8 protein-coding genes and 2 rRNA genes (1 of these 10 running past the window's edge) are annotated in these 12579 nt (G+C 33.9%); 4 read left to right on the top strand and 6 right to left on the bottom strand.

The annotated features are described in order from the left end of the window. Positions 1-94: 94 nt before the first annotated feature. The gene (locus ACXIHB_RS13445) at positions 95-1159 is read right to left on the bottom strand and encodes an anhydro-N-acetylmuramic acid kinase (protein WP_462098446.1); all 1065 of its coding nucleotides are present in this window, start codon (positions 1157-1159) and stop codon (positions 95-97) included. A 92-nt stretch (positions 1160-1251) separates the two neighbouring features. Here ACXIHB_RS13445 and ACXIHB_RS13440 point away from each other — a divergent pair, with 92 nt between their 5' ends. The 4 genes from ACXIHB_RS13440 (at position 1252) to ACXIHB_RS13425 (ending at position 5962) form a co-directional block, all read left to right on the top strand. Further along, complete coding sequence (locus ACXIHB_RS13440) at positions 1252-2394, top strand: acyl-CoA dehydrogenase (protein WP_462098445.1); 1143 nt, start codon at positions 1252-1254, stop codon at positions 2392-2394. Positions 2395-2496: 102 nt separating this feature from the next. Next, entirely contained in the window at positions 2497-3447 is a 951-nt protein-coding gene (locus tag ACXIHB_RS13435; RefSeq protein ID WP_462098444.1) for a glycosyltransferase family 2 protein, read from the top strand. Then, positions 3440-4306 (top strand): lysylphosphatidylglycerol synthase transmembrane domain-containing protein, encoded by an 867-nt coding sequence (locus ACXIHB_RS13430; protein ID WP_239179954.1) that lies wholly within the window; start codon positions 3440-3442, stop codon positions 4304-4306. The genes ACXIHB_RS13435 and ACXIHB_RS13430 overlap by 8 nt, the downstream gene beginning before the upstream one ends. Positions 4307-4309: 3 nt before the next feature. After that, positions 4310-5962: an ArnT family glycosyltransferase gene (locus ACXIHB_RS13425; protein WP_349265055.1), complete on the top strand. Its 1653-nt coding sequence runs from the start codon at positions 4310-4312 to the stop codon at positions 5960-5962. A 13-nt stretch (positions 5963-5975) separates the two neighbouring features. Here ACXIHB_RS13425 and ACXIHB_RS13420 read toward each other — a convergent pair whose 3' ends face one another. The 5 genes from ACXIHB_RS13420 to ACXIHB_RS13400 form a co-directional block, all read right to left on the bottom strand. After that, positions 5976-6767, bottom strand: a complete 792-nt coding sequence (locus tag ACXIHB_RS13420) for a tRNA pseudouridine synthase A (RefSeq protein WP_462098443.1) — start codon at positions 6765-6767, stop codon at positions 5976-5978. Between the two features lies 1 nt (position 6768). Then, complete coding sequence (locus ACXIHB_RS13415; protein WP_073184748.1) at positions 6769-7950, bottom strand: acetate/propionate family kinase; 1182 nt, start codon at positions 7948-7950, stop codon at positions 6769-6771. 22 nt (positions 7951-7972) lie between these two features. Beyond that, positions 7973-10066 carry a phosphate acetyltransferase gene (pta, locus tag ACXIHB_RS13410; RefSeq protein ID WP_462098442.1) on the bottom strand — a complete coding sequence of 698 codons (2094 nt, stop codon included), beginning with the start codon at positions 10064-10066 and terminating at the stop codon, positions 7973-7975. 139 nt (positions 10067-10205) lie between these two features. Continuing rightward, positions 10206-10314 (bottom strand): 5S ribosomal RNA (gene rrf / locus ACXIHB_RS13405). Positions 10315-10412: 98 nt separating this feature from the next. Then, positions 10413-12579 (bottom strand): 23S ribosomal RNA (locus ACXIHB_RS13400); it runs 707 nt beyond the window's last position.

Genomic DNA, 12579 nt, shown 5'->3' with positions numbered 1-12579 from the left:
AAGCTAAAGTTGATTCATTATACTATAGGTTTTAGTGTGTAGTTGTTACCGAACAAATTTATCATAAAAAACTACATTACTCAAATACTTTAAATTATTTCTGCGGATAAAAAATATTACCTGAAGAATGATCCTTCTTTGCCCCAGTAACTGACTGTAAACAGTTTACTTTGTTTTGGGTCTTTAGCACTCCTAACAACGCAAAAATCAAAGCTTCTTTGTAATCAATGAGTTCTGTACTTACTTGTTTTATTTTTGTCTGTGCAAAAAACTCTATTCTCTTCATTAAAAACGTATTGAACGCTCCTCCTCCTGTTACTAAAATAGTAGCATCATTTTTAACAACATTACCTATTTGCATCGCTACATGTTCTACAAAAGTTCTTAGAATAGTTGATATATCTGCTTCCTCTTTATCTATTAAAGGAAAAATAGTTGACTGTACCCATTCTAATCCTAGAGATTTTGGAGGAAGCTCTTGATAAAAGGAAAGCTCGTTCAATCGTCTTAATAATCCCATATTAATTTTCCCTTCTGAGGCTATTTCCCCTTCATTATCATACTCTAAGTCTATTTTACGTGTGTAATGGTTCAGTACAATATTCACAGGACAAATATCAAAAGCTATTCTTTGTTTATTTTCTTCATAAGAGATATTAGCAAAACCTCCTAAGTTTAAACAGTAATCATAATCAGTAAATAATAGTCTATCTCCAATAGGCACTAAAGGAGCTCCTTGTCCACCTAACGCTACATCTTGAGTTCTAAAATCACATACTACTTTTTGCTGAGTAACATTTGCTATGACTTGTCCATTTCCTATTTGTAAGGTAATTCCGTTTTCTGGTTGATGCAAAACTGTATGCCCGTGAGACGCTATAAAATTTAATTTAGAAATACGGTGTTCTCTTATAAAGTTATTCAATATACTCCCCAAAAATTCACCATAATCAACATCTAAAATTTGTAAATCTTTCTCATCGTAATTTATAGCTTCTTGCAGTTTTTTCTTCCATTCATTAGAATATGATACTGTCTCTGCCTGTATAATTCTAAAATCTTCGTATAAATTTTCATACATTTTCATATATGCCAAATCTATTCCATCTAAAGAAGTTCCTGACATTAATCCAATACAATAAATATAGTTGTCTTGCATAAAGTAAAAATAACAAGTCTATTGAAAAATTGCTATTAAAAAAGTATCTTTGAACACATTTTTTACGAATTTAACAAAATATAAAATAGATAATGGATTTTAACCTTACAGAAGAGCATTTAATGATTCGTGATGCTGCACGTGATTTTGCTCAAACCGAATTATTGCCAGGAGTTATAGAAAGAGATGAAAAACAAGAGTTTCCTAATGAACTAGTTCGCAAAATGGGTGAGTTAGGATTTATGGGAGTAATGGTAGATCCTAAATATGGAGGAAGTGGAATGGATGCTGTTTCTTACGTATTAATTATGGAAGAATTATCAAAAATTGACGCTTCTGCTTCAGTAATGGTTTCTGTAAACAATTCATTAGTATGTTATGGTTTAGAAGCTTATGGTACTGAAGAACAAAAACAAAAATATTTAACAAAATTAGCTACTGGTGAGCAAATTGGTGCGTTTTGTTTAAGTGAACCAGAAGCTGGTTCTGATGCTACTTCACAAGCAACTACTGCTGAAGACAAAGGTGATTACTACCTATTAAATGGTACTAAAAACTGGATTACTAATGGTGGACGTGCTGATACTTATTTAGTAATCGCTCAAACAGATAGAGCTAAAGGTCATAGAGGAATCAATGCTTTTATTATTGAAAAAGGTATGGAAGGTTTCCACATTGGTCCTAAAGAAGATAAATTAGGTATTCGTGGTTCTGACACACACACGTTACAATTTAACGATGTAAAAGTTCCTAAAGAAAACCGTATTGGCGAAGACGGATTCGGATTCAAATTCGCAATGAAAACGTTATCTGGTGGACGTATTGGTATTGCTGCTCAAGCATTAGGTATTGCTTCAGGAGCTTATGAATTAGCGTTAAAATACTCTAAAGAGCGTAAAGCTTTTGGTACTGAAATTTGCAACCACCAAGCTATCGCTTTCAAATTAGCTGATATGTATACAGAAATTGCTGCGGCTCGTCACTTAGTAATGGCTGCTGCTTGCAAAAAAGATGCTGGTGAAAACTATGATTGTGAAGGTGCTATGGCAAAATTATATGCTTCTAAAGTAGCAATGGAACAAACTGTTGAAGCTGTTCAAATTCATGGAGGTAATGGTTTCGTAAAAGAATACCATGTAGAGCGTTTAATGCGTGATGCTAAAATTACTCAAATTTATGAAGGAACTTCAGAAATTCAGAAAATTGTAATCTCAAGAAGTTTAATTAGAGATTAGTTTTTCTCTTCGATATTATATTTAAGTAAAAGCTCATTTAAAAAATGAGCTTTTACTTTTTTTAAATTCTTTGTAGTAACTTTGCCCAATAAATAACCACCTATGTCTAATAAAAAATCCTACGGATTTATATCTGTAATTGTTCCTGTTTACAATGAAGAAGACAATGTAGTTCCTTTAACTAAACAGATTGATGATAGTTTAAAAGGATTTGATTATGAAATCATTTACATTGACGATTTTTCAACCGATAACACAAAGAAAAATGTTGTTAACATGAACAACCCTCGAGTTGTTTTGGTTGAGTTACGCAAAAATTATGGACAAAGTTTAGCTTTAGCTGCTGGTTTTGACCAAGCAAAAGGTGATTACATCGTTACTCTTGATGGAGATATGCAAAACGACCCATCAGATATCCCTCATATGATTGAAAAAGCTGAATCTGAAGATTGGGATGTAGTTACAGGAATTAGAGCAAAAAGAAAAGACTCTTTTATTCGCACAATTCCTTCTAAAGTTGCAAATTTTTTAATTAGAAGAGCTACTCGTTTAGATTTAAAAGATCAAGGATGTGCGATAAAAGTATTTAAAAAAGAAATAGCTAAAGATTTAAACTTGTACGGTGAAATGCACCGATTTATCAATCTTTTAGCTCACCTAAACGGGGCAAAAATTACTCAGGTTCCTGTAAAACATCATCCGAGAATCCATGGACAATCTAAATATGGATTAGGAAGAACTGTAAAAGTTATCAATGACATCATTTTAATTATTTTCCAAAGAAAATACATGCAGCGTCCTGTACATCTTTTTGGTAATTTTGGGTTGTTTTTTATGTTCTTTGGACTAGCTATTAATTTCTACTTACTAGTATTAAAGTTATTGGGACAAGATATTTGGGGCAGACCTTTATTAATTGTTGGTGTTATGCTCGTTATTATTAGCTTGCAATTTTTTACTGTAGGGATTATTACTGACTTATTAATGAGAACTTATTACGAGTCGCAAAAAAAGCGCCCTTATACTATTAGAAAAATTCATGTAAGTGAATAACAAAATTGTTAAAACTCTAGCCAAAATAGGAGTAAGTATCTTACTCTTATACTTGGTATTTACAAAAATTGACTTTAATCAAGTCATCAAATTATATGAAACATCCAATCCTTTTTATTTAGCATTGGCAATTTTATTATTTATGGCTTCACAGTTTATTTCATCCTTACGGTTAAATTATATTTTTCATCAAAATCAATTTCATCTAAGTCAAGTTAGCAATTTAAAGTTGTATTTTGTTGGAATGTTTTATAACTTCTTTATACCTGGAGGTGTGGGTGGGGATGCATACAAAGTATACATATTGAGTAAGCAATTTGGTTGGAAACCAAAACAGTTAACTAAATGTGTATTTGTTGATAGACTTATTGGTTTATTAGCAATTTTTTCTCTATTAATTTTAATGGGAGGGTATTTGTTTTTTTCTAACTCATTATTATTCTTAGTAAGTATCGTTATTGCTTTAGCTTCTTTTTTTATTGCAAAGCTTATTATGATAAGAGTTTTTAAAAACAGTAATACTTATTATAACTATAGTTTTGGTTATTCATTAGTTATTCAATTATTACAAGTTGGCGTTATTGTTTGCATTATCAAAGCCTTTCAGTTAAAAGTAGTTGGAATTATTAGTTACTGCTTTGTTTTTCTAATTTCATCAGTACTTTCAGTAGTTTCTTTTGCAGGATTTGGAGCAAGAGAGTATATCTTTTTAAAAGCCTCAACTTTTTTAAATACCCAAGAAACAATAGCTACAAGTATTGGACTTTCATTTAATATTATTACGGCTTTAATTTCTTTAATAGGATTGGCTTTTATTATAAATAAGGTACGGTTAACAACTGTTTCAATAAATAAATAGTTTATGGACTTTTTTTACCAGCAAAAAAACATTAAATACCTCTATTTTTTAGTGGCAATCGTTTATGTTATAGGATTATTTATTCCTTTAATGGCTAATGATTCTGCACAACATGCCACTATGGCTATGCGCATGTATTTAAGTGACAACTTTTTTGAACTTCTAAAAGGTCCTAATCCTTATTTAGATAAACCACATATGCATTTTTGGTTATCTGCCATTTCATTTAAACTATTTGGTTTACACGAATGGGCTTATCGAATTCCAGCTTTATTATTTACTATTTTAGGAGCCTATTCTATTTATCAATTAACAGGAAAGTTATATAGTAAAAGTGTTGCTCACTTTGGTTCTCTGATCTTCTTAACTAGTCAATCTATCATTTTAGCTAACCACGATGTTCGTACTGATGCTGTCTTAACTGGAGTAACTATTTTTGCTATTTGGCAATTGTTTGAATATGTTTCAACAAGAAAACTAGTTCCTATTATTTTAGGAGCTATTGGTATGGGAATCTCCTTTTCTACTAAAGGATTTTATGGAGTTGGTATTATTTGTTTTGCCACAGTTTCACACATCCTTTATACTAGAAAATTTAATACAATATTCTCTTATAAAGTTCTTATAGGTTTGGTTTCTTTTTTCCTTTCTATTACACCTGTAGTATATGCTTACTATGTTCAGTTTGGAATGGATGGTGTGAATTTTATTCTATGGAGTCAGAATGTTGAGAGAATAACAGCTACTGGTTTCAAGCAAAACAGTCCTGATTACTTTTTCTTTTTTCATTCTCTACTTTGGACTTTTTTACCTTGGGCTTTCTTAATGTACTATGGCTTATATTATCAAATAAAAAAGTTAATTGTAAACAAATTTAAACCTGTACAAGGTATAGAATTATTAACTATAGGTGGAGTATTAATTACCTTATTTATTATTAGTTTTTCAAAATTTAAATTACCACATTATTTAAATCCATTATTAGCTTTATTAGCTGTTTTTACAGCAGGAGTTTTATACAATCTTCAAAAGGACAATCAACAAAAAACACTGAAAATATTCTTAGGTGTTATTTATTTTATGGTTTTAGTGTTAACTATTGCAGTTATTTTAATTTTATGTTGCACTTTTAACACTCCTTCTATTTTAATTATAGTGTTTAGTGCCATTCTATTATTAATAGTACTCATTAACGTAATTCAAAAAGAAGATTTTAGTAAAAAAATTGTTGTCAACTCAGTATTGCTAATGGTATTTATAAATGTAGTACTTAACTCTTACTTCTACCCTGAATTATTACAATATCAAGGTGGAATTAAACTAGCAAACATTGTTAATCAAAATAACACCATTAATGTAAAGGATATCTTTTTTTATGAGAATGATTATTCTTGGCCTTTAGATTTTTATACGCAGAGAAATACTCCTCACATTACAAAAGAAGAATTAAAAAATATAGACGATGATGTTTGGATTGTTATTAGAAATATTTCTCTTGAAAAAATAAAAAAAGAAGGGTTTATTATAAAGGAGAAACACAGAGTTGATCATTTTAGAGTAACAAGACTTAACTTAAAATTTTTGAATCCTAAAACTAGGGAATCAAAATTAGGAAGTGCGTATTTATTAAAAATAGCGTCAAAAAAAGACACCTAATATAATTTACCGCTTACTCTTTTTTAAATTCTACTTTATGTAAATGTAGTCCAGAAGCTGGTGCGATGGTTTTCATAAAGTCTATATCACTATTTTCAGGACTCAAACTTTTTTTGATGAACTCTAAATCATAATTTCCTTTTCCTAATTCAGCTAAAGCTCCCATAATCAAACGAATTTGATTCCGTAAAAATCCACTTCCTCTAATAATTAACACATAACTTTTCTCCGGAAAAAAAGAAGCAGATAAATCCGTATTTTCTTCAATTTTACATACATCGATGATACGCTCTACTTTGGTTTCTGTAGATGGCTTCGTACAATAATGTTTAAAATTATGAAAACCTTCAAACAATCGTGCACCTTCTTTCATCAATTCAACATCTAATTCATCTAAATACCCCGTTAAAAAAGGAGCGCAGTAGGGATGATTTTTCTCTCCAAAGGAAAAATAATAACGATACTCTTTTACTTTAGGATGCTGAATGATATTAAACTCTTCATCGTGAAGTTGCTCTACAGCTAACACTCGAATATCAGAAGGTGAATTGCGATTAAAATCTTCAATAAAAAAAGATTCGTCTAATTTTTCATCAATAAACAACTGAAAACAATAGTCAGTCGATGAAACTTTTGCATCCGTTCTCCCAACTCCTACTGACTTGCAACGAATTCCTTTACACACAAACTTTAATGTCTTGTCAACAAAAAAATGAACTGTTTTTAAATTAGGTTGTTTTTGCCAACCGTGTAAACGAAACCCTAAATATTGAAACCGTACTAAATAAGAGTAGTTATAATTCATATTATAATAATTCGTACGCTTGCTTTGCTATTTCTAACTCTTCATTAGTTGGAATTACTAGCACTTTTACTTTTGAAGTTTCTTTATTTATCTCTCTTATTTGTTTAGATCTAATAACATTTTTTTCATCATCTAATTCAATTCCGAAATATTCCATATTAGTACAGGCTAACTTTCTAATTACATAAGAATTTTCTCCAATACCCGCTGTGAAAACAACTGCATCTAAACCGTTCATTACCGCAACATACGAACCTATATATTTTTTAATTCTATAAGCATTAATTTCCAAGGCTAATTGACATTTTTTATTACCCTTGGCAGCAGCAGCTTCAATATCTCGTAAATCACTAAACCCTGTTAAACCCAACATTCCACTTTCTTTTTGCAACATGTTATTAACATCATTAATATCATATCCCAAATTATTTGTTAGATAAAAAATTAAAGAATGGTCAATATCACCAGATCTTGTTCCCATAATTAAACCTGTTACAGGACTAAAACCTAAACTATGGTCAATACTTTTTCCATTTTCAACCGCAGTAATACTACATCCGTTTCCTAAATGAATCGTAATAATTTTTGAATGTTTTTTTTGAAGATACTCATTTGCTTTTTCTGACACATATTTATGACTTGTTCCATGAAAACCGTACAAACGTATTCCATACTCTTCTAATAATTTAGTAGGTATTGCGTATTTATACGCTTCAACCGGTATGGTTTGGTGAAATGCTGTATCAAAAACCGCTACTTGTTGTGCATCTTTAAAAATAGACTCAGAAACCTTAATCCCTTCCAAGTTTGCAGGATTGTGTAAAGGTGCTAATGAAAATAACGATTCTATTTTCTTTTTAACCTCTTCAGTTACTATAGCCGTTTTTGTAAAAGTACTTCCACCATGCACTACTCTGTGCCCAACAACTTTAATTTCATCTGTAGAAGAAATTACTCCTACTTTTTTATCCAATAATAAATCAACAACCTTTTCTAAACCAGATTTATGGTTTGCGATAATTACTTCTTTTTCTACTTTTATATTGTTAGATTTATAGTGAACTTTTCCAAGTTCTAAACCAATTCTTTCTATCAACCCTGAACAAAGTACTTCTTGCTGAGGCATTTGAAATAATTGATATTTTATTGAGGAACTTCCTGAATTTATGACTAAAACTTTCATCTATTTTTTATTAATAAACAAGCTATTCTTGTGCTTGAATTGCAGTTAAAATTACGGTATTAAAAATATCATCAACGGTACAACCTCTACTTAAATCATTTACAGGTTTATTTAGCCCTTGCAACATTGGTCCAATAGCCAAAGCTCCTGTTTCTCGCTGTACTGCCTTATAAGTATTATTTCCTGTATTCAAGTCAGGAAAGATTAACACATTGGCTTGCCCCGCTACTTCCGAATTTGGTAATTTCTTTTTTCCTACGGAAGGATCAACTGCTGCATCATACTGAATTGGTCCTTCTACTTTTAAGTCTGGACGTTTTTCCTTCACAATTTCAGTAGCTCTTCTAACAGTATCTACATCTTCTCCTTTACCTGAAGCACCTGATGAATATGATAACATCGCTATTTTAGGATCTATACCAAAAGCAATACTTGAATCTGCTGAAGAAATTGCTATTTCTGCTAATTCTTCTGCTGTTGGATTTGGGTTAATAGCACAATCACCAAACACTGAAACTCTATCCTCCAAACACATAAAGAAAATTGATGAAACTACTGAAAATCCTAGTTTTGTTTTTACAAACTGTAAAGCTGGTTTTATAGTATGTTGAGTAGTATGTGCTGCTCCAGAAACCATTCCGTCAGCTAACCCTTTGTATACCATCATAGTTCCGAAATAAGAAACATCAGCCATCAAATCTTCTGCCATAGCAGGACTTAATCCTTTGTGTTTCCTTAATTCATATAACGTATTGGAAAAATCTGAAAAGTATTCAGATTCTATTGGATTAATAATTAAAGTTTTATCGAAATCAAAAGGAATATTTAATCGTTTAACTGAAGCTTCTATATTTACTTTTTTACCTAATATTGTTAACTTAACAACATCTGTTTTTTGTAGTTGAGAAGCGGCTATCAAAATCCTATCATCGTTTCCTTCAGGTAATACAATGTGTTTACGCACTTCTTTAGCTTTTTTTAATAAGTTATATTGAAACATTCTTGGAGTTAACACTTCTGATCCTTTATAACTAACTAACTTTTCATTCAAGCTTGCAACATCAACATATTTTTCAAACATATTGATAGACATTTTTATTTTATCAATATTCTCGGCATAAATATGAGAACGAACAGCTCCTAATCTAGAAGCAATACTAAATGTTCCATCTTTAACCCAAAGAATAGGCACCACTTTTTCTAGACCTTCAATAAGTTTAATGATTGAAGAATTTAACTCCATTCCTCCTGTAAGAATAATCCCAGCTATAGATGGATAATTACTAGAAATATTGGCTTGTAAGGTACCTAATAATATATCAGATCTATCTGCTGGTGTTACCACAACGCTATCATCTGTCAAATGATGCAAAAAATGAGATAGTTGCATAGCTCCAACTTTAATATCACCTGTAGTATTATTTAGCAATCCTTCTCCAAATAGAACTTTTCCTTCAATTTCCATTAAGAACTCCTTAATTGTTGGGTTATTTAATTTTTGATCTATCGGAATGGCATTTATTGAAACTGACTTTGGTAAATTTACACCTACTTCTTGTACTATCGTTGGAATATTCTTTTCTTGTACTTTGTTTGCCACAACCGCAATAACCTGTACATCTTTGTTTACAAAAGAATCATAAGTTAATCGTAAGCTCTGAATAAAGTCCTCAAGTGATTTATTCACTCCTCCTGAAACTATAATTACAGGCGCTCCAATATTTTTGGCAATAAGTACATTTAAATCCATTTCTATTACAGCTCCATGATCAGAAAAATCAGTTCCTTCAATAATTACAAAATCATTTTCTTCTTCTAGTTTCTTATACTTTTCAATGATTATATTAATTATTTCATCCTCTCTGTCATCATTCAATTTTCTAATAAGCTCTGAGCGTGTAAAAGCATAACAATCTTCATACTCACTTTTTAAATTGAAATAATTAAGAACTGTGTTTATGTGATTATCTCTCTTATTACCTATCGGATTATCAATTATAGGTCTAAAGTATCCTACTTTAGGTTTTTTACGAAGTAACAGCTGCATCAAACCCAAACTTAGCATAGATTTTCCAGAGTTTGCATCACTCGCTGCGATATAAATTGCTTTATTCATATTCTTGCTTTTAAAGCAAAATTACTTCTTTTATAATTATAAAAATAACGGGCAAAGGATTAAAAACTACGAGATACAGCAATCCTAAAATAAAGATCAAAAAAAAACCTCAATCTTTAAAAGATTGAGGTTTAATAAAGAAAGGCAACGACCTACTCTCCCACCTGTGGCAGTACCATCGGCGCTAATGGGCTTAACTTCTCTGTTCGGAATGGTAAGAGGTGAGCCCCATTGCGATAATCACCTTAAATCGTTTCAGTATATTTCAACTGTAAAAGTTAACATATTAGTAAAATCATATCCTAAATCATCAAAGAGTTTGCTCCCGCCACTAGGACCGGGATACGTACATAAGCCTATGGGTTATTAGTACTACTCAGCTACATACATTACTGCACTTACACTTATAGCCTATCAACGTGGTGATCTTCCACGACCCTTTAAAGAAATCTCATCTTGTGGTGGGTTTCGCGCTTATATGCTTTCAGCGCTTATCCCTTCCCGACGTAGCTACTCTGCAGTGCCCCTGGCGAGACAACAGATACACTAGAGGTCAGTCCAACTCGGTCCTCTCGTACTAAAGTCAGATCCACTCAAATTTCTAACGCCCACAGCAGATAGAGACCGAACTGTCTCACGACGTTCTGAACCCAGCTCGCGTGCCACTTTAATGGGCGAACAGCCCAACCCTTGGGACCTTCTCCAGCCCCAGGATGTGACGAGCCGACATCGAGGTGCCAAACCCCCCCGTCGATGTGAGCTCTTGGGGGAGATCAGCCTGTTATCCCCGGAGTACCTTTTATCCTTTGAGCGATGGCCCTTCCATGCGGAACCACCGGATCACTATGCTCTACTTTCGTACCTGATCGACCTGTATGTCTCTCAGTCAAGCTCCCTTATGCCATTGCACTCTACGCACGGTTACCAAGCGTGCTGAGGGAACCTTTAGAAGCCTCCGTTACTCTTTTGGAGGCGACCACCCCAGTCAAACTACCCACCACGCACTGTTCTCATTGCTGAGTTAGGCTCTAGATAAGCAAAGGGTGGTATTTCAAGGATGACTCCACAACGCCTAGCGACGCCGCTTCAAAGTCTCCCACCTATCCTACACATTACTTATCCAAAGTCAATACGAAGCTATAGTAAAGGTTCACGGGGTCTTTTCGTCCCGCTGCGGGTAATCGGCATCTTCACCGATACTACAATTTCACCGAGCTCATGGCTGAGACAGTATCCAGATCGTTGCACCATTCGTGCAGGTCGGAACTTACCCGACAAGGAATTTCGCTACCTTAGGACCGTTATAGTTACGGCCGCCGTTTACTGGGGCTTCATTTTATTGCGTCGCCGAAGCTAACAACTCCACTTAACCTTCCAGCACCGGGCAGGTGTCAGGCCTTATACATCATCTTTCAATTTAGCAAAGCCCTGTGTTTTTGATAAACAGTCGCCTGGATCTTTTCACTGCGGCCAACATTGCTGTTGGCGACTCTTCTCCCGAAGTTACGAGTCTATTTTGCCTAGTTCCTTAGCCATGAATCTCTCGAGCACCTTAGAATTCTCATCCCAACTACCTGTGTCGGTTTACGGTACGGGTTCTTATAATCTGAAGCTTAGAGGTTTTTCTTGGAAGTTTTTAGGCACACTATCCACGCATCCGAAGACTTGTGGTACTATCACACTTCAGCTAAACCAGCGGATTTGCCTACCAGTCTAATACCTAAATGTTTCAACGAACTATTCCGTCAGTTCGCGGTGCTTTCAGTACTCCGTCACCCCATCGCAATTATAAGAAGTACAGGAATATTAACCTGTTGTCCATCGACTACTCCCTTCGGATTCGCCTTAGGTCCCGACTAACCCTCAGCTGATTAGCATCGCTGAGGAAACCTTAGTCTTTCGGTGAGGGGGTTTCTCGCCCCCTTTATCGTTACTTATGCCTACATTTTCTTTTCTATACGTTCCAGCATGCCTCACAGCACACCTTCAGCACATATAGAATGCTCCCCTACCACTTTTAAAAGTCCATAGCTTCGGTAATATGTTTATGCCCGATTATTATCCATGCTCGACCGCTCGACTAGTGAGCTGTTACGCACTCTTTAAATGAATGGCTGCTTCCAAGCCAACATCCTAGCTGTCTGGGCAGTCAAACCTCGTTTTTTCAACTTAACATATATTTGGGGACCTTAGCTGATGGTCTGGGTTCTTTCCCTCTCGGACATGGACCTTAGCACCCATGCCCTCACTGCTGAAAAACATTTTATAGCATTCGGAGTTTGTCAGGAATTGGTAGGCGGTGAAGCCCCCGCATCCAATCAGTAGCTCTACCTCTATAAAACTTTTATTCAACGCTGCACCTAAATGCATTTCGGGGAGTACGAGCTATTTCCGAGTTTGATTGGCCTTTCACCCCTACCCACAGGTCATCCAAAGACTTTTCAACGTCAACTGGTTCGGTCCTCCACTGTGTGTTACCACAGCTTCAACCTGCCCATGGGTAGATCACTCGG

This window comes from Tenacibaculum sp. IMCC1, from assembly GCF_054906355.1.
Note: the sequence above shows the minus strand (reverse complement) of the source record. Positions and strands in the feature narration are given on the sequence as shown.

Coding starts and splice junctions, on each gene's coding strand:
- ACXIHB_RS13435 (WP_462098444.1), top strand. CDS start 2,497: ATGTCTAATAAAAAATCCTACGGATTTATATCTGTAATTGTTCCTGTT.
- ACXIHB_RS13420 (WP_462098443.1), bottom strand. CDS start 6,767: ATGAATTATAACTACTCTTATTTAGTACGGTTTCAATATTTAGGGTTT.
- ACXIHB_RS13415 (WP_073184748.1), bottom strand. CDS start 7,950: ATGAAAGTTTTAGTCATAAATTCAGGAAGTTCCTCAATAAAATATCAA.
- pta (WP_462098442.1), bottom strand. CDS start 10,066: ATGAATAAAGCAATTTATATCGCAGCGAGTGATGCAAACTCTGGAAAA.
- ACXIHB_RS13445 (WP_462098446.1), bottom strand. CDS start 1,159: ATGCAAGACAACTATATTTATTGTATTGGATTAATGTCAGGAACTTCT.
- ACXIHB_RS13440 (WP_462098445.1), top strand. CDS start 1,252: ATGGATTTTAACCTTACAGAAGAGCATTTAATGATTCGTGATGCTGCA.
- ACXIHB_RS13425 (WP_349265055.1), top strand. CDS start 4,310: ATGGACTTTTTTTACCAGCAAAAAAACATTAAATACCTCTATTTTTTA.